22 protein-coding genes are annotated in these 23,227 nt (G+C 72.9%); 9 read left to right on the top strand and 13 right to left on the bottom strand.

Annotation, left to right across the window (positions count from 1 at the left end; translation table 11 throughout):
* The first annotated feature begins 62 nt into the window (after nucleotides 1-62).
* Nucleotides 63-1,067, top strand: coding sequence for an alpha/beta hydrolase (locus AB0Q90_RS13180; protein WP_363161913.1), 1,005 nt, complete (start codon nucleotides 63-65; stop codon nucleotides 1,065-1,067).
* On the opposite strand, the gene AB0Q90_RS13175 is transcribed toward AB0Q90_RS13180, so the two are convergent.
* The 5 genes from AB0Q90_RS13175 to AB0Q90_RS13155 are packed head-to-tail and all read right to left on the bottom strand — an operon-like array spanning nucleotide 1,064 to nucleotide 8,280.
* A complete protein-coding gene (locus tag AB0Q90_RS13175; protein ID WP_363161912.1) occupies nucleotides 1,064-1,549 on the bottom strand; it encodes a hypothetical protein in 486 nt (161 codons plus the stop codon). The genes AB0Q90_RS13180 and AB0Q90_RS13175 overlap by 4 nt on opposite strands.
* Nucleotides 1,550-1,593: 44 nt before the next feature.
* On the bottom strand, nucleotides 1,594-2,361 hold the full coding sequence (gene narI / locus AB0Q90_RS13170; RefSeq protein WP_363161911.1) for a respiratory nitrate reductase subunit gamma: 768 nt from the start codon (nucleotides 2,359-2,361) through the stop codon (nucleotides 1,594-1,596).
* Nucleotides 2,358-3,071 (bottom strand): nitrate reductase molybdenum cofactor assembly chaperone, encoded by a 714-nt coding sequence (narJ, locus tag AB0Q90_RS13165; protein ID WP_363161910.1) that lies wholly within the window; start codon nucleotides 3,069-3,071, stop codon nucleotides 2,358-2,360. Before narJ ends, narI begins: the two co-directional genes overlap by 4 nt.
* Nucleotides 3,068-4,585, bottom strand: coding sequence for a nitrate reductase subunit beta (narH, locus tag AB0Q90_RS13160; RefSeq protein ID WP_363161909.1), 1,518 nt, complete (start codon nucleotides 4,583-4,585; stop codon nucleotides 3,068-3,070). The genes narJ and narH overlap by 4 nt, the downstream gene beginning before the upstream one ends.
* Nucleotides 4,585-8,280, bottom strand: a complete 3,696-nt coding sequence (locus AB0Q90_RS13155) for a nitrate reductase subunit alpha (protein ID WP_363161908.1) — start codon at nucleotides 8,278-8,280, stop codon at nucleotides 4,585-4,587. The genes narH and AB0Q90_RS13155 overlap by 1 nt, the downstream gene beginning before the upstream one ends.
* A gap of 219 nt (nucleotides 8,281-8,499) precedes the next feature.
* Here AB0Q90_RS13155 and AB0Q90_RS13150 point away from each other — a divergent pair, with 219 nt between their 5' ends.
* The 4 genes from AB0Q90_RS13150 to AB0Q90_RS13135 all read left to right on the top strand — a co-directional run bounded on the left by AB0Q90_RS13150 (nucleotide 8,500) and on the right by AB0Q90_RS13135 (nucleotide 12,106).
* The gene (locus tag AB0Q90_RS13150) at nucleotides 8,500-9,768 is read left to right on the top strand and encodes a NarK/NasA family nitrate transporter (RefSeq protein ID WP_363161907.1); all 1,269 of its coding nucleotides are present in this window, start codon (nucleotides 8,500-8,502) and stop codon (nucleotides 9,766-9,768) included.
* A 102-nt stretch (nucleotides 9,769-9,870) separates the two neighbouring features.
* Nucleotides 9,871-10,764 (top strand): universal stress protein, encoded by an 894-nt coding sequence (locus tag AB0Q90_RS13145; protein ID WP_363161906.1) that lies wholly within the window; start codon nucleotides 9,871-9,873, stop codon nucleotides 10,762-10,764.
* A 44-nt stretch (nucleotides 10,765-10,808) separates the two neighbouring features.
* A complete protein-coding gene (locus AB0Q90_RS13140) occupies nucleotides 10,809-11,606 on the top strand; it encodes a thymidylate synthase (protein WP_363161905.1) in 798 nt (265 codons plus the stop codon).
* Complete coding sequence (locus tag AB0Q90_RS13135; protein ID WP_363161904.1) at nucleotides 11,603-12,106, top strand: dihydrofolate reductase; 504 nt, start codon at nucleotides 11,603-11,605, stop codon at nucleotides 12,104-12,106. Before AB0Q90_RS13140 ends, AB0Q90_RS13135 begins: the two co-directional genes overlap by 4 nt.
* Nucleotides 12,107-12,347: 241 nt before the next feature.
* Here AB0Q90_RS13135 and AB0Q90_RS13130 read toward each other — a convergent pair whose 3' ends face one another.
* From AB0Q90_RS13130 to AB0Q90_RS13120, 3 genes are all read right to left on the bottom strand, one after another.
* A complete protein-coding gene (locus tag AB0Q90_RS13130; RefSeq protein ID WP_363161903.1) occupies nucleotides 12,348-14,078 on the bottom strand; it encodes a GAF domain-containing sensor histidine kinase in 1,731 nt (576 codons plus the stop codon).
* Nucleotides 14,079-14,202: 124 nt separating this feature from the next.
* Nucleotides 14,203-15,231 carry a type I glyceraldehyde-3-phosphate dehydrogenase gene (gap, locus tag AB0Q90_RS13125; protein ID WP_363161902.1) on the bottom strand — a complete coding sequence of 343 codons (1,029 nt, stop codon included), beginning with the start codon at nucleotides 15,229-15,231 and terminating at the stop codon, nucleotides 14,203-14,205.
* Nucleotides 15,232-15,325: 94 nt separating this feature from the next.
* Nucleotides 15,326-16,021 carry a response regulator transcription factor gene (locus AB0Q90_RS13120; protein ID WP_363161901.1) on the bottom strand — a complete coding sequence of 232 codons (696 nt, stop codon included), beginning with the start codon at nucleotides 16,019-16,021 and terminating at the stop codon, nucleotides 15,326-15,328.
* A 247-nt stretch (nucleotides 16,022-16,268) separates the two neighbouring features.
* Here AB0Q90_RS13120 and AB0Q90_RS13115 point away from each other — a divergent pair, with 247 nt between their 5' ends.
* Nucleotides 16,269-16,631 carry a hypothetical protein gene (locus tag AB0Q90_RS13115; protein WP_363161900.1) on the top strand — a complete coding sequence of 121 codons (363 nt, stop codon included), beginning with the start codon at nucleotides 16,269-16,271 and terminating at the stop codon, nucleotides 16,629-16,631.
* 138 nt (nucleotides 16,632-16,769) lie between these two features.
* A complete protein-coding gene (locus tag AB0Q90_RS13110) occupies nucleotides 16,770-17,216 on the top strand; it encodes a pyridoxamine 5'-phosphate oxidase family protein (protein WP_363161899.1) in 447 nt (148 codons plus the stop codon).
* A gap of 14 nt (nucleotides 17,217-17,230) precedes the next feature.
* On the opposite strand, the gene AB0Q90_RS13105 is transcribed toward AB0Q90_RS13110, so the two are convergent.
* The 3 genes from AB0Q90_RS13105 to AB0Q90_RS13095 all read right to left on the bottom strand — a co-directional run bounded on the left by AB0Q90_RS13105 (nucleotide 17,231) and on the right by AB0Q90_RS13095 (nucleotide 19,402).
* Entirely contained in the window at nucleotides 17,231-18,061 is an 831-nt protein-coding gene (locus tag AB0Q90_RS13105) for a universal stress protein (protein WP_363161898.1), read from the bottom strand.
* A gap of 109 nt (nucleotides 18,062-18,170) precedes the next feature.
* Complete coding sequence (locus AB0Q90_RS13100) at nucleotides 18,171-18,614, bottom strand: pyridoxamine 5'-phosphate oxidase family protein (RefSeq protein WP_363161897.1); 444 nt, start codon at nucleotides 18,612-18,614, stop codon at nucleotides 18,171-18,173.
* A gap of 113 nt (nucleotides 18,615-18,727) precedes the next feature.
* Entirely contained in the window at nucleotides 18,728-19,402 is a 675-nt protein-coding gene (locus AB0Q90_RS13095; RefSeq protein WP_363161896.1) for a pyridoxamine 5'-phosphate oxidase family protein, read from the bottom strand.
* A gap of 593 nt (nucleotides 19,403-19,995) precedes the next feature.
* Between AB0Q90_RS13095 and AB0Q90_RS13090 the strand changes: the two genes are divergently transcribed.
* Nucleotides 19,996-20,388, top strand: coding sequence for an STAS domain-containing protein (locus AB0Q90_RS13090; protein ID WP_363161895.1), 393 nt, complete (start codon nucleotides 19,996-19,998; stop codon nucleotides 20,386-20,388).
* A gap of 128 nt (nucleotides 20,389-20,516) precedes the next feature.
* On the opposite strand, the gene AB0Q90_RS13085 is transcribed toward AB0Q90_RS13090, so the two are convergent.
* Entirely contained in the window at nucleotides 20,517-21,500 is a 984-nt protein-coding gene (locus AB0Q90_RS13085; RefSeq protein WP_363164275.1) for a nitroreductase family protein, read from the bottom strand.
* A 277-nt stretch (nucleotides 21,501-21,777) separates the two neighbouring features.
* Between AB0Q90_RS13085 and AB0Q90_RS13080 the strand changes: the two genes are divergently transcribed.
* Nucleotides 21,778-22,359, top strand: a complete 582-nt coding sequence (locus AB0Q90_RS13080; protein WP_363164274.1) for a hypothetical protein — start codon at nucleotides 21,778-21,780, stop codon at nucleotides 22,357-22,359.
* A 5-nt stretch (nucleotides 22,360-22,364) separates the two neighbouring features.
* On the opposite strand, the gene AB0Q90_RS13075 is transcribed toward AB0Q90_RS13080, so the two are convergent.
* Nucleotides 22,365-23,219 (bottom strand): LysR family transcriptional regulator, encoded by an 855-nt coding sequence (locus AB0Q90_RS13075; protein ID WP_363164273.1) that lies wholly within the window; start codon nucleotides 23,217-23,219, stop codon nucleotides 22,365-22,367.
* Nucleotides 23,220-23,227: the final 8 nt, after the last annotated feature.

Below are 23,227 nucleotides of genomic sequence, written 5' to 3'. Positions count from 1 at the left end.
TTCCCTTGAGCCCCGTGGGAACGGGCCTCCGGGGCAGCTGTACGGGGAGAGGAGGAAGCCCGATGCACGCCATCGCTGTCACCACGAACGACGGCGCCCGGATTCGCGCCTACGTGGCGGGAAATGTGAGCGGGCCGCTGACCGTGGTGCTCTGCCACGGCTACATGGTCGATTCGACTGCCTGGCACTTCCAAATCCCCGTCCTCGGCCGAGCCGCCCGGCTGGTGAGCTATGACCAACGCGGCCACGGCCGGTCGACCCTGGGCACCGCGCCCGTCACCATCGACCGCCTCGCCGAAGACCTCCATCACGTCCTGGCGGCAACCGCGCCGCAGGGGCCCGTGGTGCTCGTGGGCCACTCCATGGGCGGCATGGCGATCATGGCCCTGGCGGCCACCCACCCCGAACTGTTCGGCACCCGCGTCACCGGAGCCGCGCTGCTGTCCACCTCCGCCGGGCAGCTGAACGGCACCCCGATGGGGCTGCCGCCCGCCGCGGCCAAACTGCTGCACGTCGCGCTCGCCGCAGGCCTGCCCACGCTCGCACGGCTGCCCCGGACCGTGGACGCCGTGCGCCGCCGCACCGGGCCGCTCGCCTTCCACGTGACCCGCCCGCTGTTGTACGGGGCGCCGGTCGACCCGATCGCCGCGCGAGTCACCATCCGCGCGATGTCCCGGGTGCCCACCCTGACGATCGCCGCCTGTTACCCGGCCCTCATGGCCCACGACCAGCTTGCAGCCCTGCCCGCCCTGGGCCGGTGTCCGGTGCTCGTCGCGGTCGGCGCCGACGACCAGGTCACCCCGGCCTCCCACGCCCGTACCCTCGCCGAGCGGACCCCTTTCGCCGAACTCGCCGTCCTTCCCGGAGCAGCGCATATGCTCCCGCTGGAGCGCCCGGCCGAGGTCAACCGGATGCTGCTCGCGCTGGTGTCCCGCGGCATGGAGCCCTCGGCGCCGGGACCGACGCACACAGGCCCCGCAGGCGCTGATCCCTCGGCCGCCTTACGGCCCCTGGGCCCCTTCTTACGCACACCCGGGATCCGAGGCACGGTCGCCCGGACGACCTAGGATCCGGCGGACACCCGCGCCGCGCCCCTCGGCCACACCACCTCCACCGGGATGCCCCGGGCCCGGGCGTAGGCGACGAGGTGGGCGGTGGCGTCCCTGCCGTTCGTCGGGGAGCCGTCCCATACGGCCAGGAGTTTGTGGGCGGCGGCGACCAGTTGTTCGTCGGCGCCGATGCAGGCGCTTCGGTCGGCGGGGTCGAAGCCCAGCAGCCGTACGTGTTCGGCCAGCATGAGCAGTTCCGCGGCCGCCGAGCGGTCGGGCTCCGGCAGGACGGCGGGGACCGAGCGCTGGGTCGGCAGCAGCACGATCAGTCTGCGTCCCGCTGCCCGTACCGCGCGCCCGAACGCCAGGGGCAGTCCCGCCCCCGCGCGGACGAGACCGCCGGCGTCCTCGGTGAGCCGCCCCAGGCGGTCCTTCAGCTCGGTCTGCACCAACTCCAGCGTGGGCACGGTCAGATCGCCGTGCCCCACCACCACGATCACCGGTACCGCTCCGTCCCGACGAACATTCCTCGTCCTCTCCCTGGTCATGATCTGTCGGAGGCAGTGAACCGATCGGTCTCGGGCCGGCGGTAGGGCCGAACGGTCCCCCGACCAGGGCCCGTCGCCCCCGTGCGGCTCCGGTAGACCAGGTAGGGCCGCACGACATAGCCGACCGGCACGCTCCACACGTGGACGAGGCGGGTGAACGGCCAGGCGGCAAAGAGCAGGCAGGCGGTGAGGGCGTGGAGCTGGAACAGCAGCGGTGCGCCGCTGATCGCCTCGGGTTCGGGCTGGAGGGTGAACAGGCCGCGGAACCAGACCGAGACGGTGCCGCGGTAGTCGTAGCCGTCGCCGAAGACGTTGTGGGCGGCCGTCGCGGCGATGCCCAGGACCACGGTGGCCGACAGGAGCGGGAAGAGGACCTTGTCGCTGCGGTCGGTGCCGAGCCGGATCCGGCGGGTCAGCAGGCGGCGGGCGCAGAGCATGCCGAGGCCGGTGACCATGGCGAGGCCCGCGACCGAACCGGCCCAGACGGCGGTGGTGTGGTAGGTGTGCTCGTCGATGCCGGCGGCCTCGGTCCAGGAGGCGGGGACGGCGAGGCCGACCACGTGCCCGGCGATCACCATGAAGGCGCCGAGGTGGAACAGCGGGCTGCCCCAGCGCAGCCAGCGGTGTTCGAGGAGCTGGCTGGTGTGGGTGGTCCAGCCGAACTGGTCGTGCCGGTAGCGCCAGACGTGGCCGACGGCGAACACGGCCAGGCAGATGTAGGGGAAGGCGACCCACAGCAGGAGGTCGGTGCCGGACGCGTTCATCGGTGACTGTCCTCGGGGTTCACGGGGGTCGGGTACGGGGTCAGGCCGACGTCCTCGATCGGCGGGCCCTGCGCGGCCAGTTCGGCGACCGCCCGGAGGTCCGCGTCGGTCGGCGGCGGCAGCAGGGACAGCAGCGCGGCCAGGACGTGCCGGTAGGGCGAGTCGGCGTCGCACAGCGACCGGTGGATCAGTTGGAGCCCGCGCCGGTGCTGCCGCAGCGGCGCCTCGCCCTTGCCCGGCCCGGACAGCGCCGCGAACTCCAGGACGACCGGGAGGTAGTCGGGCAGTTCGCTGCCTTCGGTGTCCCAGCCGGCGGCCCGGTAGCGCTGGGCGAGCGACAGCAGGGCCATGCCGCGGCGCCGGGTGTCGCCGTGCAGGTAGTAGGTGAGGTAGAGGCTGCTCTTGCGGCGCAGGTCGAACATGTCGACGTAGTGCCGGGCGAGTGTGTCCGGCTCCTGGTGGGCGAACCAGTCGGTGAAAGCGGCCAGTTCGACGGCGGCCGGCGACTCGGGCAGGGCCGCGACCGCGTCGGCGATGCCGGGCCGGGCGGCGACGAGTTCGGGGTCGGGGTACTGGAGCATCAGGGACATCAGCCGCAGCAGCAGGCCGCGCCGTTCGGCCTCGACCGGATCCGTCGCCGCGTGGCGGCGGACGGCGGCCCGGATACGGGTGCGGACGATCGCCGGCACGGTTGTGGGCAGGGGGCTCATTGGGGGTCTCCCGTCGGGGTGCGGCGCAGGGTGGGGATGCCGAGCAGCACACGCCGGTCCGCACCGGACGATTCGACCGGGCAGCGGTTCTCCATCGCGGTCAGCGCGGCCGCGTCCTCCTTGTGCGCGGCCGGAACGACGTACCGGTCCTCGTACTTGGCGACGGCGAGCAGCCGGTGCAGGTCCTCCGCCTCCCGGGCGGTGAGCCCGACGGCCTTGAGCGCGCTCTCCTCGCCGCTCTCGCCGAGGGTGCGGGAGCGCATGTGCGAGCGCAGGGCGGTGAGTTTCATCAGCACGCCCGCCACGACGTCGGTGTCCCCGGCGGTGAACAGGTTCGCCAGGTAGTCCAGCGGGATGCGCAGCCGGGTGACGGCGGCGAACACGTGGTCGGGGTCGTCCTGGTTGCCGCCCGCCTCGCTCACCGCGTCCAGCACGGGCGAGAGCGGGGGCACGTACCAGACCATGGGCAGCGTCCGGTACTCCGGGTGCAGCGGCAGCGCCACCCTGTACCGGGAGACCAGGTCGTACACCGGGGAGCGGCGGGCGGCGGCCAGCCAGTCCTCGGGGATGCCGGACTCCCGTGCCGCGGCGGCCACTTCGGGGTCGTGCGGGTCGAGGAACACACCCCGCTGGGCGTCCAGCAGGTCCCGCTCGTCGGGGGTGGCGGCGGCCTCGCCGACGCGGTCGGCGTCGTAGAGGAGCAGGCCGAGGTAGCGCAGGCGGCCGACGCAGGTCTCGGAGCAGACGGTGGGCTGGCCGGCCTCGATGCGCGGGAAGCAGAAGGTGCACTTCTCGGCCTTGCCGGTGGCGTGGTTGACGTAGACCTTCTTGTACGGGCAGGCCGTCACGCACATCCGCCAGCCCCGGCAGCGGTTCTGGTCGACCAGGACGATGCCGTCCTCGACCCGCTTGTACAGCGCGCCCGACGGACAGGCCGATACACAGGCGGGGTTGAGGCAGTGCTCGCACAGGCGGGGCAGGTGGAAGAGGAAGGTCTGCTCGAACTCGAACTTCACCTTCTCGGCCCATTCGCCGGTCAGGTTGGGGTCGGCGCCCGCGTGTTCGGGCGCGCCGCCCAGGCTGTCCTCCCAGTTGGCGCCCCAGGTGATGGCGGTGGGTTTGCCGGTGAGGACGGAGCGGGGGCGGGCGACCGGGATGTCCTGGCCGGCGGGCGCGTTGACGAGGGTGTCGTAGTCGTAGGTGACCGGCTCGTAGTAGTCCTCGATGGCGGGCAGGTCCGGGTTGGAGAACAGCGACAGCAGGCGCTTGACGCGGCCGCCGGAACGCAGGACCAGGCGGCCCCGCCTGTCGAGCATCCAGCCGCCCTTCCACTGCTCCTGGTCCTCGTAGCGGCGGGGGTAGCCGACGCCGGGCTTGGTCTCGACGTTGTTGAACCAGGCGTACTCGACACCGGGCCGGTTGGACCACGTCTGCTTGCAGGTGACCGAGCAGGTGTGGCAGCCGATGCACTTGTCGAGGTTCATCACCATCGCGATCTGTGCCATCACACGCATCAGTACTGCACCTCCTGCGAGCGACGGCGGATGACCGTGACCTCGTCGCGCTGGTTTCCGGTCGGGCCGTAGTAGTTGAAGGCGTAGGTGAACTGGGCGTAGCCGCCCGCGAGATGGGTGGGCTTGAGCAGCAGCCGGGTCAGGGAGTTGTGGATGCCGCCGCGCTTGCCGCTGACCTCGGTCTTCGGGACGTTCACCGTGCGGTCCTTGGCGTGGTACATGTACACGGTTCCCGCGGGCATCCGGTGGGTGACCACGGCCCTGGCAGCGACCACGCCGTTGCGGTTGTACGCCTCGATCCACTCGTTGTCCTTGACGCCGATCTTCTCGGCGTCGGCGGTGGACATCCAGATCACGGGGCCGCCGCGGGAGAGGGCGAGCATGTAGGCGTTGTCCTGGTACTCGGAGTGGATGGACCACTTGGAGTGCGGGGTGAGGTAACGGACCGTCACCTCCGCCTGCCCGTCGTTCAGGTGCTCGTCGCCGTAGTGGCGGCGGGCGTCCAACGGCGGCCGGTAGACGGGGAGTTGCTCGCCGAGTTCGGCGATCCAGTCGTGGCTGACGAAGAAGTGCTGGCGTCCGGTGAGGGTGTGCCAGGGCTTCTTGTGCTCGGTGTTGATGACGAACGGCGAGTAGCGGCGCCCGCCGGTCTCGCTGCCGGACCACTCGTACGACGTCATGACCGCGCGGGGCTGGGTGCGGGTGTCGGCGAAGGTGATCCGCTCGGCCTCGCGCTCGGCGGCGAGTTCCACCAGTCCTTCGCTGCCGGTCTGCGCCTGGAGTTCCCGGAACCCCTCGGTGGCGAGACGGCCGTTGGTGGTGCCGGACAGGGCGAGGATCGCCTCGCACATTTCCGTGGCGGTGGCCAGCGAGGGCCGCCCGGCGGCCACTCCGTCGCGGACCGTGCCGCAGCGGCGGCGCAGTTCCTCGATCTCGCGGTCGGGGTGGACGGTGATGCCCTTGGTGGTGGTGCCGAGGGTGTCGAGGAGCGGGCCGATGGCGCGGATCTTCTCGGCGACGGCGGCGTAGTCGCGCTCGATGACCACGAGTTTCGGCATGGTCCTGCCGGGGATCGGCTCGCACTCCCCCGTCCGCCAGTCCCGTACGACGCCGCCGGGCTGGGCGAGTTCGTCGGGGGTGTCGTGCAGCAGGGGCACGGCCAGGACGTCGGTGCGGGTGCCGAGGTGATCGGCGGCCAGGGCGCTGAACCTGTCGGCGATCGTCAGGAACGTGTCGTAGTCGGTGCGGGCCTGCCAGGGCGGGGCGATGGCCGGGGTGAAGGCGTGCACGAAGGGGTGCATGTCCGTGCTGGACAGGTCGTCCTTCTCGTACCAGGTCGCGGCCGGCAGGACCACGTCGGCGAGCAGGCCGGTGGAGGTCATCCGGAAGTCCATGGTGACCAGCAGGTCGAGCTTGCCCTCGGGGGCCTCCTCCCGCCACACCACGTCCTTCGGGCGGGCGTCGGGCGGCGCCTCCTCGCTGCGAACGGCGCTGTCGGTGCCGAGCAGGTGGCGCAGGAAGTACTCGTTGCCCTTGCCGGAGGAGCCGAGCAGGTTGGCCCGCCAGACGGTGAGCACGCGCGGGAAGTTGGCCGGGTCGTCGGGGTCCTCGGCGGCGAACTTCAGCCGCTGGGCCTTCAGTTCGTCCACGATGTGCTCGGCGACCGGCCGCCCCTTGGCGGCCGCCTCGTCCGTCAAATCCAGCGGGTTGCGGTTGAAGCCGGGGTGGCCCGGCGTCCAGCCGAGCCGGACGGCCTGGGCGAGGCAGTCGGCGAAGCCCTTGCCCGCGAACCGGCCCTGCCCCAGCGGGGAGGCCAGCTCGTCGGGGCCGAAGGCCTCGTAGCGCCACTGGTCGGTGTTCAGGTACCAGTAGGAGGTGCCGGCCATGTGCCGGGTGGGCCGCTGCCAGTCGAAGGCGAAGGCCAGGTGCTGGAGTCCGGTGATCGGGCGGATCTTCTCCTGGCCGACGTAGTGGGCCCAGCCGCCGCCGTTGACGCCCTGGCAGCCGGTCATGGTCGTCAGCGCCAGGAAAGCGCGGTAGATCGTGTCGGAGTGGAACCAGTGGTTGGTGCCGGCACCCATCGCGATCATCGAACGGCCCTCGGTGCGCTCGGCGTTGCGGGCGAACTCGCGGGCGATGCGGGCGGCCTGCTCGGCGGGGACGGAGGTGATCGTCTCCTGCCAGGCGGGGGTGTAGGGCTGCGCGGCGTCCTCGTACGACGTCGGCCAGGCGCCGGGCAGACCGGGGCGGTGAACGCCGTACTGGGCGAGCATCAGGTCGAAGACGGTGGTGACGAGCCGTCCGCCGATCCTGCGCACGGGCACGCCCCGGACCATCGTCGAGCCGCCCTCGGTGGCGCCCTCGTCAAAGCGGGGCAGGGCGATCTCGACGGTGTCCTCGGGGCGGTCGATCAGGCTCAACTCGGGGACCACGTCGCCCAGGTCGAGGTTCCAGCGGCCGCGCCCGGCCTCCCCCCAGCGGAAGCCGAGCGAGCCGCCGGGCACCACCGGTTCACCGGTGGCCCGGTCCAGCAGCACGGTCTTGAAGTCGGCGTGCTCCTCCGAACGGCCGAGGTCGGCGGCCGTCAGGAACCCGTCGGGGACCAGACCGTGGTCGTGCTCGCGCAGCGTCACCAGGAACGGCGCGTCCGTGAACGTCCTCAAGTAGTTCTGGAAGTAGGGCACTTCGCGGTCGACCAGGAACTCGCGCAGGATCACATGGCCCATGGCCATCGCCAGCGCCCCGTCCGTGCCGGGGTGCGGGGCGAGCCACTCGTCGGCGAACTTGACGTTGTCGGCGTAGTCGGGGCTGACCGCGACGACCTTGGTGCCGTTGTAGCGGGTCTCGGTGAGGAAGTGCGCGTCCGGGGTGCGGGTGACGGGGATGTTGGAGCCCCACATCACCAGGTAGCCGGCGTTCCACCAGTCGGCGGCCTCGGGCACGTCCGTCTGGTCGCCGAAGACCTGCGGCGAGGCGATGGGCAGGTCGGCGTACCAGTCGTAGAAGGACAGCAGGGTGCCGCCGATCAGCGACATGAAGCGGGCGCCGGCCGCGAAGGACGCCATGGACATCGCCGGGATCGGGGAGAAGCCGGCGACGCGGTCGGGGCCGTAGGTCTTGATGGTGTGCACATGGGCGGCGGCGACCAGTTCGGCCACCTCGTCCCAGTCCGCGCGGACCAGGCCGCCCTTGCCGCGGGCGCGCTTGTAGGCGCGGGCCTTCGCCGGGTCGCCGGTGATCTCGGCCCAGGCGGCCACGGGATCACCGAGGCGCTTGCGCGCCTCGCGCCACAGCTTCAGCAGCTCGCCACGGACGTACGGGTAGCGCACCCGGCTGGGCGAGTAGGTGTACCAGGAGAAGGAGGCTCCGCGCGGGCAGCCGCGCGGCTCGTACTCGGGGCAGTCCGTACCGATCGACGGGTAGTCGGTGGCCTGGTGCTCCCAGGTGATGATGCCGTCCTTGACGTACACCATCCATGAACAGGAACCGGTGCAGTTGACGCCGTGCGTGGAGCGCACCACCTTGTCGTGCGCCCAGCGGTCCCGGTAGAAGCCCTCCCACTTGGGGTCGCCCTCACCGAACACGGCGCGGCCGTCGGCCGAGACCTCACGGCGGGTCAGCAGCCGGCGGGCGGCCAGGGGCCAGCCCTCTGCGGCGCGCCGGTGCGGCGAACGCGCCTTGTCTTCGTTCTCCATGGCCAGGAACGCTAGGCCGCCCTCCCCGCCGCCACCCTGGGCCGAACGGCCCGCCCTGGCGGACCGGTCGGTCCCGGGCTGCCGCCGAGGTCGTGGGCCGCCCGGACGGCCCACGAGGCCGTCCGGCCCACGGGCAGCGGGACCGGTGATCGGCGAATCTGATCACGGAGCCACCCGTTGACGGATGCGGCCGTACCGGCCCGCGGAAGGGACCCCGAGATGCCCAAGCCACCACCCGGCGAACCCGCCACTCCCCAGGTGTCCCCCCGTGCCTGGCTGATGCTGACCCTGGCCACGCTCGGGTTCGCCGTGAACTTCTGGGCCTGGGCCCTGCTCAGCCCGCTCGGACCGCGGTTCAAGGACACGCTGGAGCTGTCCTCGTTCGAGCAGTCGCTGCTGGTGGCCGTGCCGGTGGTGGTGGGCTCGCTGGGCCGGATCCCGGTGGGCGCGCTGACCGACCGCTACGGCGGGCGGGTGATGTTCCCGCTGGTGTCCGCCGCCACGGTCGTGCCGGTGCTCTATCTGGGGCTGGCCGGCCACTCCTCGCTGGCGGCGCTGCTGGCCGGCGGGTTCTTCCTCGGGATCGGCGGCACGGCGTTCGCCGTCGGCGTGCCGTTCGTCAGCGCCTGGTTCCCGCCCGAGCGGCGCGGGTTCGCCATCGGTGTCTTCGGCATGGGCATGGGCGGCACCGCGATCAGCGCCCTGACCACGGTGAAGCTGGTGGACGCGCACGGCACCGCGAACCCCTTCGTGGTCACCGCCGTGGTCCTCGTGGTCTACGCGGTCGTGGCCGCGGTCGTCCTCAGGGACGCGCCCGGACGCACGGCGCCGGCCGAGCCGATGCTCAAGCGCCTGCAGGCCACGCTCAGGCTGAGCATCACCTGGCAGGCCTCCGCCCTGTACGCGGTGGCGTTCGGCGGCTATGTCGCCTTCTCGGTCTATCTGCCGACCTACCTCAAGACCGCCTACGGCCTCTCCCAGTCCGACGCCGCCAACCGCATGGCCGGGTTCGTGCTGCTCGCGGTGGCGATGCGGCCGGTCGGCGGCTGGCTGTCGGACCGTATCGGGCCGGTGCGGGTGCTGGCCGGTTCGCTGGCGGTGGTCGTCGCGGGCGCGCTCGTGCAGTCCCTGACGCCCTCCCTCGCCCCGCTGGGCACCATCGCGTTCCTGTCGATGGCGGCAGCGCTCGGCGCGGGCAGCGGCGCGACGTTCGCCTTCGTGGCCCTGCTGACGCCACCGCAGCAGACCGGCTCGGTCACCGGCGTCGTCGGGGCGGCCGGCGGCCTGGGCGGCTTCGTACCGCCCCTGGTGATGGGCTCCCTCTACGGCGCCTACGACTCCTACGCCGTCGGCCTGCTGCTGCTCGCCGCGGTCGCGGCCGCCGCCCTGGTCTTCACCTGCACCGCGGTACGCCGGGCGGCCACCCCGCACGAGGCGGCCCCGGAACCCGTACTGACCAGCGGGAAAGGGTCGTTCGGCCCCGAGTGAGGGCCGCTGTGGCCCCTGGCCCGGGCGCTGCCCCGGCGGGGATGCTGGAGGCGAAGGAGCCCGCACAGCGGAGTGCGGGCACCGGCCCGGGGAGGTGTGGCCATGCGTCACCCCGTCGTCGTAGGGCTGGACGGTTCGCGTGAGAGCCTCGCCGCCGCCGACTGGGCGGCCCGCGAGGCGCTCCGGCGCGACCTGCCGCTGCGGTTGGTGCACGCCTGGGAGGGCGGTGCGTCGCCCGACGAGTCGGAGCTGCCCGAGCTGGAGGCGCCGCGTTACTGGTCGCGGCGGATCCTGCGCGGCGCCATGGACCGGCTCAACGAGCGTTACCCGCAGGTGTATCTGAGCGCCGACCAGGTCTCCCGCTCCGCGCCCGACGCCCTGGTCGCGGCGGGCGAGGAGGCCGAGCTGCTGGTCCTGGGCAGCCGGGCGTTCAGCGGGTTCGGCGGGTTCATGGCCGGTTCCGTGGCGCTGGCGACGGTGGCCCATGTGGCGCGTCCCGTCGTGCTGGTCCGGGCCGGGCAGTCCCTGGAGGACGAGCACCTGCCGGACGAGCACGGCCGGCCGTCGGCCCATGCGCCGTACCGCCCCGTCGTGGTGGGCGTGGACCCGGCGCAGCGGTGCGAGGACCTGCTCGCGTTCGCCTTCGAGAGCGCGCGGCTGCGGGCCGCACCGCTGAGGGTGGTGCACGCGTGGCGTCTGCCGTACGTGCCGACCGCGCTGGAGGCCAAGGCGCGCAGGGACGTGGGTCGGGCCGCCGAGCGGGCGCTCGATGCCGTGCTCGCGCCGTGGCGGGAGAAGTACCCCACGGTGGAGGTCGTGACGGTGGTGGAGGAGGGCCGTGCCGCCCAGCAGCTGCTGGACGCCACCCAGGACGCCGGTCTGCTGGCCGTCGGCCGCAAGATCCGCCCCGCCAGGCTCGGCATGCACACCGGGCCGGTCGCCCACGCGGTGATGCACCACGTCCGGTGCCCGGTCGCGATCGTGCCGCACGGGTGAGCCCGTGGGCGCTGCCCCGCAGCTGACCAGTAGAATCGTCGGCCGTGGCGAACACTCAGTACGAAGACCTGTTGCGACTGGTGCTCACCTCCGGGACGGCCAAGGCCGACCGGACGGGCACCGGCACCCGAAGTGTCTTCGGGCACCAACTGCGCTACGACCTCTCCCAGGGGTTCCCGCTGGTCACCACCAAGAAGGTGCACCTGAAGTCCATCGTGTACGAACTGCTGTGGTTCCTGCGCGGCGACTCGAACGTCGGCTGGTTGCACGAGCACGGCGTGACCATCTGGGACGAATGGGCGGACGCGAACGGCGACCTCGGCCCGGTCTACGGCGCACAGTGGCGCTCCTGGCCCACCCCGGACGGCAGCCACATCGACCAGATCAGCGAGGTCCTCGACACGCTGCGCCGCGACCCGGACTCCCGCCGGATGATCGTCTCCGCCTGGAACGTCGCCGAGCTGGACAAGATGGCCCTCGCACCGTGCCACGCCTTCTTCCAGTTCTACGTCGCCGACGGCAGGCTCTCCTGCCAGCTGTACCAGCGCAGCGCGGACCTGTTCCTCGGCGTCCCGTTCAACATCGCCAGCTACGCCCTGCTCACGCACATGGTGGCGCAGCAGGCCGGCCTGGAGCCGGGTGACTTCATCTGGACCGGCGGCGACTGCCACATCTACGACAACCATGTGGAGCAGGTGACCGAGCAGCTGTCGCGGACCCCGTACGAGTTCCCGCAGCTGCGGCTGCGCCGGGCCGACTCGCTCTTCGACTACGCCTACTCCGACGTGGAAGTGCTCGACTACCGGCACCACCCCGCGATCAAGGCCCCGGTGGCGGTGTGAACGTCGGGCTGATCTGGGCGCAGAGCCTCGACGGCGTGATCGGCGCGGGCAACGCGATTCCGTGGCGGCTGCCCGAGGACATGGCGCACTTCAAGGCGACCACCCTGGGGCATCCCGTGGTGATGGGCCGCAGGACGTGGGACTCGCTGCCCGCGCGCTTCCGCCCGCTGGCCGGCCGGCGCAACATCGTGGTGACGCGCAATCCGCGGTGGGCGGCCGAGGGCGCGGAACGCGCCGGGTCCGTCACCGAGGCGCTGGAGCTTGCGGCCGAGCCGCCGGAGACGGCCGCCTTGGGCGCGGTGTGGGTGATCGGCGGCGGGGAGATCTACCGCGCGGCCATGGAGCACGCCACGGCACTCTCGGTGACCGAGGTCGACACGAAGGTGGCCGGCGACACCTACGCCCCGGTGCCGGACCCGAGCTGGCAGGTCACCGAGGACCAGGGCTGGCAGTCCTCCGCCTCCGGGCTGCGCTACCGCATCCGCAAATACACGCGTTAACCGTCGCGGGATATGCCGGGCCCGCCATCCGCCCGCCCGCCGCGCGTCCCCAGCGCGGTAGTGTCGGTGCGGGCCCGGCAGGGGCAAGGGTGGCCGTCCTTGCCTCCCGAGGAGCCGCACTCGGCGGTCCCCAAACCGCCGTACCGTTCGTGGGCTCGGCGACAGCCTGGCACGGGCCACCCGTCGGTGGACAGATCCGAACGGCCCGTACATGGGGCCATTAGGCCCAAGCGCCGCCGCCTCAGGCCTCGCCCGCCGGCAGCGGCACCCGCCAGCACAGCCGGGTTCCGCCGCCCTCCGGAGTGCTCAGTTCCAGCTCGCCGCCGAGCTGCTCGGCCCGCTCGGCCATGTTGCGCAGGCCGCTGCGCCGCCCGTCCGGCGGGGTGCCCACGCCGTTGTCGGTCACCGTCAGACGCACCTCGCGGCCGTCGGTCTCCAGGACCACCTCGGCCCGGCCCGCCCGGGCGTGCCGGGCGACGTTGGTGAGGGCCTCGGAGAGCACGGCCACCACATGGTCGGCGATGTCCCGGGGCACGTCCGTGTCGACCAGGCCCTCCATCCGCACGCTGGGGGCGAATCCGAGCACCGGGGCGGCCTCCCCGGACACCCGTACGACGCGGGCCCGCAGCCCCGACCCGGCGGCGCCCTCGCGCGCCCGCAGCCCGAAGATCGTCGACCGGATGATCTTGATGGTCTCGTCGAGGTCGTCCACGGCCCGCGCCACGCGGTCCCCGGCCTCGGGGTGCTCGATGAAGCGGCCCGCGCTCTGCAATGTCATGCCGGTCGCGAACAGCCGCTGGATCGCCAGGTCGTGCAGGTCACGGGCGATCCGGTCGCGGTCCTTGAGCACCGCGATCACCTCGGCGTCCCGGCGGCGCTCGGCGAGTTCCATCGCGATCGCGGCCTGCGCGGCGAAGCCCCGCAACGGGACGGTCTCCTTGTCGGAGAACACCGGCCTGCCCGTCTCGCGCACGAGCAGCACGACACCGCGGACGACTTCTCCGGTCCCGATGGGGACGGCGACGGCCGGCCCGAGCCCGGTGAACCGGGGTTCGGGGTTGCTGACGCGCTCGTCGTGGACGACGTCGGGGCAGGTGACGGGCTCGGCGGCGGTGAACGCCTGGCCGATGAGGCTGTCGCCGACCGCCACGACCAGCCCGCGGTGTTCCTCCGCGTGCCGGCCGACGGCCAGTTCCACCCGCAGCGAGTCGGTGTCCTCCACCGGCATGGCGACCACGGCGAGCGCCGCGCCGATGATGTCGCTGGCCCGCCGGGCGATCAGACCGAGCGCCTCGCCGCGCTCGGCGCCGGACATCAGGCTGTGGGTGATCTCGGCATTGGCCTGGAGCCAGCGCTCCCGCAGCCGGGACTCCTCGTACAGGCGGGCGTTGTCGATGGCGACACCGGCCGCGACGGCCAGCGTCGACAGGACCGACTCGTCCTCCTCGTCGAACTGCGCGCCACCGGCCTTCTCGGTCAGGTACAGATTGCCGAAGACCTGGTCGCGCACCCGGATCGGGACGCCGAGGAAGCTGTTCATCGGCGGATGGTGGGGCGGGAAGCCGTAGGAGGCGGGGTGCTCCGACAGCTTCACCAGCCGCAGCGGCTCGGGATGCCGGATGAGCTCGCCCAGGATGCCGTGGCCCTCCGGGAAGGGACCGATCCTGGCGATCTGTTCCTCGCTGACGCCGACCGTGTGGAAGGCGGACAGCCGCCTGCCGTCCGGCCCGATCACGCCGAGTGCGGCGTACTGCGCGTCGACCAGCACGGCCGCGGCCTCCACGATGCTGTGCAGCACCTGTTCGAGGTCGAGTTCCCGGCCGACCGAGAGCACCGCCTCCAACAGGCTGTGCACCCGGTCGCGGGTGCCCCGGGCCGCGTCCAGGCGGGCCTGCAGCTCCTCCAGCAGCTCGTCCAGCTTCAGCTGCGGCAGCCGTACGCGGGCCTGACCGGCCTGCTCCTGGCTTTCCACCCGTGCTCCTCCACGTCCCCTCGACCCGTCGCCAACCCTGGCGGTCATGTGCCACGGTAACGGTCCATGGCGCGGGGCAACATGGCATCGGGCCGGGTCGCCCGGCGGGCAGGGGTGCTACTGGTCAGCCGCGCGGGAGGCGGGCGGCCACGTACTCGGTGAGATCGAGCAGCCGGTGGGTGTAGCCCCATTCGTTGTCGTACCAGCCGAAGACCTTGACGAGGTCGCCGTGCGCCTGGGTCAGCGGGGCGTCCAGGACGCAGGAGGCCGGGTCGCCCACGATGTCGCGGGAGACGATCGGGGCGTCGGAGACCCGCAGGATCCCCTTCAACGGGCCGTCGGCCGCCTCGCGGTAGGCCGCGTTGACCTCCTTGGCCGTCACGGGCCGCTCCAGGACCACACTCAGGTCGGTCAGCGAGCCGTCCTCCACGGGCACGCGTACGGCGATCCCGTCCAGGGTGCCGGCCAGCTCGGGCAGGACGAGGCCGACGGCGCGGGCGGCGCCGGTGGACGTGGGAATGATGTTGACGGCGGCGCTGCGGCCGCGGCGCAGGTCCTTGTGCGGGCCGTCCAGGACCACCTGGTCGTTGGTGTAGCCGTGGATGGTGGTCATCAGTCCCTTGACGATGCCGAAGTGCTCGTCGAGGACCTTGACCATGGGGGCCACGCAGTTGGTGGTGCAGGAGGCGTTGGAGACGACGTGGTCGTGCTCCGGGTCGTAGCTGCCCTCGTTGACGCCCATCACCACGGTGGCGTCGACGTCCTTGCCGGGCACGGAGAGCAGCACCTTGCGCGCGCCGGCCTTCAGGTGGGCTCCGGCCTGTTCCCGGGTACGGAAGCGGCCGGTGGACTCGATGACCACGTCGACGCCGAGGTCGGCCCAGGCCAGGGCGGCCGGGTCGCGCTCGGCGGTGACGGCCACGCGGTGGCCGTCCACGGTGATCGAGGTCTCGTCGTGCTCGACGGGGCGGCCGAGGCGGCCGTACGTCGAGTCGTGTGCCAGCAGATGGGCCAGCGTCGCCGGCGAGGTGATGTCGTTGACCGCCACGACCTCGACCGGTGTGCCGGCCGCGGTCTCCGCGCGCTCCAGCACGCAGCGCAGGTAGTTGCGTCCGATGCGGCCGAAGCCGTTGATGCCCACGCGCACGCTCATGTCCGTCGTCCTCCCCTGGGGTCGTCCGTGTCACCACCAGCCTCCCGGCGGCCCGTCGGCTCCGGCAGGGGCCGTACGGGGCCGGGCCCCGGGACTAACGCCCCTCTTGCTGCCGCAGCCGGTCCTGGGCCTGGGTGGCGATGACGGCGGCCTGGATGCGCCGTTCCACGCCGAGCTTGGCCAGCAGCCGGGAGATGTGGTTCTTGACGGTCTTCTCCGCGAGGAAGAGCCGCTGCCCGATCTGCCGGTTGGTCAGGCCCTCGCCGATCAGGGCGAGGATCTCCCGCTCGCGGCCGGTCAGGCCGGGCAGCGGCTCCGGTGCCGCCTCCTGCTGCTGCTCGTGGCGCAGCCGCGCCATCAGCTTGGTGGTGGCGCTCGGGTCGAGCAGGGACTGGCCGGCGGCGACCGTGCGCACGGCCGACACCAGGTCCGAGCCCTGGATCTGCTTCAGCACGTACCCGGAGGCCCCGGCCATGATCGAGTCCAGCAGGGCCTCCTCGTCGTCGAAGGAGGTCAGCATCAGACAGGCCAGCTCCGGCATCCGTGAACGCAGCTCCCGGCACACGGTCACGCCGTCGCCGTCGGGCAGGCGGACGTCGAGCACCGCGACCTGCGGGCGCAGGGCGGGCACGCGGACCAGGGCCTGCTCCACGGTGCCGGCCTCGCCGACCACCGAGATGTCCGGCTCATCGTTGAGCATGTCGTGCACCCCCCGCCGTACCACCTCGTGGTCGTCCAGCAGGAAGACCCGGATCGGGTTGTCGGGGCCCGGCCGTGCGCCGTCCGCCATCGGATGCTCCTCGTTCTGTTAGCCGTGCCGGGTGTGCCGTACACGGGTCGGTGTCCTGCTGCGATCTTCGTCCGGTCGGGGCCGGACGACCAGGGCCGGTCGGCCCTGATTCCGGTCCTTCGGCGCGGGTACCCCGCAGGCGCGACGGGACGCTCGGCCCGGTTGACCGGGGCCGGCCGGCCCTGGGGCGCGGCCGGTGATCGCAGGAGGGTGGAAACCCACCGGACGACCAGAAGGAGTGGGGCACATGACTGCCGCAGACAACGGGATCCGCGTGCGCGCGACGGGCGAGGTGGACGAGGAAGCTCTCGCCTACGTCCGGGCGAAGGTCGAAGCGGCCCTGGACCGTCCCGGGATCCCGGTGGGCGGCGAGGTGCGCGTCACCCGGGCCGCGGCCCAGCACGTCGACCTGCCGTGGTCGGCCGCGGCCGAGATCCGGGTGGGCGACGAGCTGGTGGTCGTCCATGCCACGGAGGCGAGCGCGCACGAGCTGGCGGACCGCCTGCAGGACCGGCTGCGCGGCCGGACCGATCGCGCGGTGCACCGGGGAGACACGGCACGCAGGTCGGCCACGCCTCCCCCGTGGCGCGGTGGCCCCGCCGATGCGTGAGCGAAGCGCTACGGGTCGGCCGGACCCGGGCCGGGGCCGAACGGCCCTAGCCCGACCGGCCGTTTCCCGGTTCGAATGATCTGATCGAACGCAGCCGCGCCGAAGGTTCACCCGCCACGACCCGTACGGAAACCCGCCATGCCCCACGACAACGGCTCACCGACGACCGCAGGACCGCGCCGGAGCATCGAGCTCGACAGCGCCGAGGCCCTGCGGCTGCTGGGCAGCGTCTCCTTCGGGCGGATCGTCTTCACGCAGCACGCGCTGCCGACGATCCGCCCGGTCAACCATGTCCTGGACGGCGGCGACATCGTCATCCGCACCCACGAGGGAGCGGCCCTGACCTCCCGGACCCGGCAGGCCGGCGCGCCCGGTGTGGTGGTGGCCTACGAGGCCGACGTCATCGATCCGCTCACGCACCTGGGGTGGAGCGTGGTCGTCACCGGGTACGCCCATCTGATCACCGACGCGGACGAACTGGCCCGCTACACGTCCGTGCTGCACCCGTGGGTGGAGCGGACGATGGACTACGCGATCCGCATCCGCCCGGACCTGGTCACCGGGGTCCGGCTCGACTCCGCCTGACCCCGGTGGTGTGATCAGGCTGCCGGCACCAGCACCACGGGACAGTGCCCGCGGTGCACCAGCGTGTGCGCGACGGGGCCGAGCTGCGGCCCGAACCGGCCATGCCGGCGGTGTGTACCGATCACGACGACGGCGGCCTCGCGCGTGGCCTCCAGCAGGGCGCGGGCCGGTCCGGTGCGGACCGTGCGGGCCTGCACGTCGACCTCGGGGTGGCGCTCCTGAAGGTCCGCCAGGCTGAACCGCGGCACCGCGTCCTCGGCCCGGCCGTGCCGGGCCTGTGCGCGCTGTCCGGGGCTGGTGGCGGGGATCAGCGAGGGCAGTTCGGGGGTGACGAACCGGTGGCTCCAGGAGTGCACGACCCGCAGCCCGACACCCCGGCGCTCGGCCTCCTCGAAGGCGTAGGCGGCCGCCTCGGCGTCGGCGTCGCTCTCCAGGCCGAGCAGCACCGGGCGCGTGCCGTCGCACGGGTGGTCGCCGCGTACGACGAGCAGCGGGCTCGACACGTGCGCGGCAAGACCCAGGCTCACCGAGCGGGCCAGCAGACCGGTGACCGCGCCGAGGCCCCGGGTACCGACGACGGTGAGGGCGGCGCCCTCGCTCTCCCGCGCCAGTCCGGCCGCGGCGCCGCCGGTCACGGACTTCGACGTCACCCGCAGACCGGGATGGCGTGCGTGGACGCGGGCGACGGCGGACGCGAGGACCGGTGCGGCCTCGTCCCGGTCGGGTACGGCGTACACGACCCGCAGAACGGCGGCGCGCCGCGCGGCCTCGTCCGACGCCCAGTCGAGGGCCCGTACGGCGATCAGGGTTCCGTCCGTTCCTACGACCACGTGCTGGGGAGTCATGGCTGCTCTCCCTTCCTCTCGGTGCTCCCGATGCTCGTCGCGTGCGGGAGTTCGCGGCAGGGGCCGGGCGAACCCTTGGGCGGGCCATACGGCCCAGGCGTCCCGCAGCTCAGCAGGACGACAGGTCGACGCCGTACAGCGTGCGTCCGCCGACCAGCTCGCGGCCGGTCACCAGTTCGGGCTCGATACGGACGAAGACCTGGTCCGGCGAGGGCACCCAGGAGCGCGGCCCGGTGCGCTCCAGGCGTGCGGTCTCGACGGGGTCGGTGACCACCGTGGCGGAGCCGGTGACGACGACGCTCCACCCGGAGTGCGTGACGGCGTCGACCTGGTCGGCCTCGAAGGCGACCACGGCGCCGTCGACGGCACGTACCAGCTCCGAGTCGGCGGCGGTGCACAGCAGCACCGTGCCGTCGTCCTCCAGGCCGAAGTTGACCGGCAGGACGGCCGGCAGCGCGTGGCGGGTGTGGACGATACGGCCGACCGGCACCTTGGCCAGCAGCCGCAGACACTCCTGCCGTTGGAGTTCGCGGAATCCGTCGTTGCGGTACATGGCCAGTCCGTCTTTCGCCGATTGAAGCGGTATGTGCTCTTTCTCCATCGTTCGTCATCGCCGGTGCCGTACGAAGGGCCAAGAGTCCCGGGCTCGCCCGACAACAGCCCTTGTCAGACCGCAATCCGGCGTCCACTGACGGTCCGGGGATCGATCCGCACCCACAGCGCGCGCCGACCGCCCGCCCAGGGGGCGCTGTACGCCCGCTCGTCGAGCCGGCGCACCTCCTCGGGGTCGGTCACGGTCCGGGCGTGGCCGCGGACGAGGACGCTCCAGCCGCTGCTGAAGGCGTCGTCGATGCGGTCGACCTCGAAGGCGACCTGGCAGCCGGCGGCCTGCGCCGGTGTCGTGCCGACGCGGGTACGGAAGACGATCGTGCCGTCGAGGACGGTGTAGTTGACGGGGACGACGACGGGTCCGGTCGCGGTGGGTACGGCGAGACGTCCCACGCCGTGCGTGGAGAGCAGGGTGCGGCACTGCGCCATGGTGAGCTCGGTGAACTCGGCGTGCGGGGCGGCCCGGCCCGGTCCGGGCGGCCGTGCGGCCTGGCCGCCGGTCAGTTCCGTGACCGTGGTGTGCAGCGCCTCGGCCAGCCGTATCAGCGCGCCGATGCCCGGTGCGGCGACGGACTGTTCCTCCAGATAGCGCAGATAGCTGGGGGCCATGCCGGCCCGGGCGGCGACCTCGTGCCGGGAGAGGCCGAGTCGTGCGCGCCGCAGCGCGAGGCGGCGTCCGAGGTCGCTCATGGGCATGCTCTCGGCCGCCGCCGACGAGACCGGTCCGCTCATGACCCGTCGCCTCCTCCAGTCGGTCCCCCCGACGGATACGGGTGGGTACCCCGCTCCTCCAGCGTGTGCGGCCGCGTGGTGCTCCGCTTGGGCCGGTCGGTCCCCGGGTGGGCGCCGGTCGGGGTCGAATCGGCGGGGAGGGGTGTGGGGGGCGGCGGGATGGGCGGCGGGGGCCGTGGCAGGTAGGCGGCGGGGGCCGTGGGAGGCGGCGGGATCATCGGCGAGGGCCGCCGGCCCCGGCATGACCGCCGACAAGGGCCGCCGGACCCCACGTAACCACCGGCGCGGACCGTGCGACACGACACGATCGCCGACGAGAGCCGCCGGACCCGGCATGACCACCGACAAGGACCGCCGGACCCCACGTAACCACCGGCGCGGACCGTGCGACACGACACGATCGCCGACGAGAGCCGCCGGACCCGGCATGACCACCGGCAAAGGCCGCCGGACCCGACGTAACCACGGGTGCGGACCGTGCGACACGACGCGATCGCCCGTAGGACCCGTAGAACTCATAGGACCCGACCGGATCGCCGGGCAGGGCCGACCGGCCCTTCCGCCACGCCGGACGCACGCACTTGGCTTTGACCATGAGCGAAAACCTCACCCCGACAGCGGCGTCCCTCACGGAACGCGTCGAAGGGGAGACGACCGTCGTGGAACTTCACGGCGAGCTCGACCTGTGGACGGCGCCCCTGCTGACGGCGCGGCTCGACACGCTGACCGTCGGCCCGTGCCCCGATCTGGTGCTCGACCTGTGTGATGTGTCCTTCATCGACTGCCGGGGCCTGAGCATCCTGTGCCGGGCCCGGACCCGCGCCCTCGCCCGCCAAGGACGGGTGCGGCTGGTCACGAACAGCCCGCACTTCCTGCGGGTGCTGCAACTGACCGGTCTGTCCGGGGTCTTCGAGCTGCACCGCTGCCTGCCGGACACCCTGGCCGCGGCACCGGAGCGGCCCGCCGCCTCCGTGCGGGTCGGCTGATCCGGGCACCGCGCCGATCGGCCGGCGGGCCGACGGTGCCGCGCGGGGTCGCCCGCCCCTGCGGCCGGCCCGCGGACCCACGCCGCAGGCAGCCGCCCCGGTACCGGCCGCGGCTGCCCTCCGGCGCGTCAGTCGAACAGCGGCTCCACCGTGCGCCGCGGGGTCGCCGGACCCTGCGGGCCGTGGCCGAGGCGGACGAGTATCTGGGCGTGGCCGGGGTGGTCGGGGGTGGGGCTGAGGGCCTGGCGGAGGTCGGGCCACTCCAGGGCCTGGTGCAGTAGCGATGTGCGCAGGCCGCGGGCCGTCGCGACCAGCAGGACGCGTTCCAGGGCCTGCCCGGCGCGCAGCCAGTCGGCGCGGCGGTCGTGCTCGGTGGTCAGCAGGGCGACGACCGGGGCCTTCTCGAAGGAGCGAGCGGGCAGCCGCTCCGGATGGCGCTGCGCGGTGAAATCGCGCATGGGCAGCTGTTCCCGGGCGTCCTGCGGGCCGAGCGCCTCCAGGGGTACGCCCGTGTCGGAGGCCGAGTACGGGTCCTCGCGCACCCATCGGCGGCTCTCCGCGGCGCGGTCGGCGTCGGAGTGGTTGCGGCGCTCGCCGTGGGCGGTGAGCGCGAGCATCCGGGCCGTCTCCGCCGCGTCGGGGAAGAACAGGGCCGCGCCCTCCGCCCCGGCCGCCGCCGCCAGTTCGGCTCGCAGCCGCTGGGTCGGCGGTTCGCCCGAGAAGGGCAGGCGGCTGCTGCGCCTGCGCCACAGGGCCGCGTACAGCTCGGCTTCGGCCACTTCCGGCTCCCCCGTTCTGCTCTCGGTCGGGCTCACCGTGGCCAGGAGCGAAGGGTCCCCGGGGGAGGGCAGCAGACGGGTGACGGGTGTCCAGCCGAAGTGCTCCATCGCGATCCGGAGGTTGAGGACACAGGCGCCCACCGAGACATGGAGGGCACGGCCCTCCGGGTCCGTGAACCGCAGGCTCTGGGCGGGCGCGGCACGGACGTGGAAGGTGACCGTTTGGGGATCCAGCCGGAAACGCCAGGGCTGGGAGTTGTACAGCGAGGGAGCGGCGACGGCCGCCGCGACGCAGGTCTCCAGGGCCGCGGCGTCAAGGGATGTGCTGTGCATGGTGCCCTCCTCGCGCCGAAATGGTTCTGTCCTTCGAGCGTGAGCACCCGTTTCCGGCACCGTGAGGGGCCGATGGTCCCCGGCCGGGGCCCGACGGTCCGCGGGTCACGGGTGGTACACGGCGAGGGACCCATGTCTGCGGGAGGGCTGAACGGCCCTCTCCGGACCTCGGGTTGGTCCCGACAGGTCCCCCGATCCCGCCTGATCGGCCCATGCCGCGACGGGGCCGCGACTGTCACCTTCGGGGAAGGCGAGGACCACGAGGAGGTGCGGACCGATGGATGGCACCGTGTGCACGAAGAAGCGGATGTGGCGGTGGCGGAGCAACCCGCTGCGCCGGCGCGACGACATCATCGAGGCCTGGATCGTGCTGGCCGTCTGGGTGGTCGTCGCCGTGGGCGGCGCCCTGGCCGGCCTGGTGACGGCGCACGCGGCCGACGAGACGTTCGCACAGCAGCGCAACGAGCGCCACCCCGCGCAGGCCGTCCTGCTGGCCGACGTCCCGCGCGCCACGACGTCGACCGGCACGACCGGGCAGCAGGCCCTGGCGAAGGTCCGCTGGACGACCGACGACGGCACCACCCGCACCGACCACACGCTGGTCCAGCGGGGCCGGCAGGCCGGTACCGAGATCGATGTCTGGCTCGACCGCGACGGCAGCCTCGTCACCGAGCCGCCCAGCCGTACGGAGGCCGCCGTCGAGGCCGCGGTCCTGGGCTCGGCCGCCGCACTCGCCCTCGCGGGCACGGCGGTCGGCATCGGCGCGGTGGCCCGCCGGCACCTGAACCGACGGTGCGTGGCGCAGTGGGGCCGGGAGTGGGAGCTGGTCGGGCCCGAGTGGGGGCGGCAGAACAGCTGACCCGGTCAGTCGTTCCGGTAGAGAGCCGTGAGCAGTTCGACCGCCGCCTGCGTGGCGGGATGCGGGTCGTCCCGCCACCAGCCGAGGCGTACGGCGATGGGCTCGGCGTCCCGCACCGGCCGGTACACCACCCCGGGGCGCGGGTACTGGTGGGCGGTCGCCTCGGCGGTCATGCCGACGCAGCGGCCGCTGGCGATCACCGTGAGCCAGTCGTCCACGTCGTGGGTGTCCTCGGTCGCGGGCCGGGCGTCCGGCGGCCACAGTTCCGCGGTGGTGGTGCCGGTGCGGCGGTCGACGAGCAGGGTGCGTCCGGCGAGGTCGGCGAGCCGGACCGAGCGCCGCCGGGCCAGCGGGTCGTCGGCGGCCACCGCGCACAGGCGGCGTTCCAGCCCGACGATGGCCGAGTCGAACCGGCGGTCGTCCAGCGGCCGACGCACGACGGACAGATCGCAGGCGCCCTCCGCCAGACCCGCCGTGGCCGAGTTGACGCGGACAAGTTGAAGGTCCGTCCCGGGCTGGGCGGCGGCCCAGCGGCGCTGGAGGGCCGAGGTGTGCCGGCCGAGGGCGGCCCAGGCGTAGCCGATGCGCAGCTGCCCGTGCCCGGAGGTGGCCTCCCGGACCAGCTCGTCCACCTCGCCGAGCACCCGCCGGGCGTGCGCCAGCACCCGCAGCCCGGTCCCCGTCGGGGTCACCTCGCGCGAGGTGCGCCGCAACAGCCGTACTCCCAGGGCCCGTTCGAGCGAGGCGAGGGTGCGCGACACGGCGGCCTGGGAGACGCCGAGCGCGAAGGCGGCGTCGGTGAAGCTGCCCTCGTCGACGATCGCGACGAGGCAGCGCAGCTGGCGGAGCTCCACATCCATGACTCAAG

Origin of the sequence: Streptomyces sp. NPDC079141 (assembly GCF_040686775.1) — a bacterium.
In the GTDB taxonomy this organism is placed as follows: Bacteria; Actinomycetota; Actinomycetes; order Streptomycetales; family Streptomycetaceae; genus Streptomyces.
The sequence above is the reverse complement of the archived record's forward strand: the minus strand, read 5'-3'. Positions and strand labels throughout refer to the sequence as shown.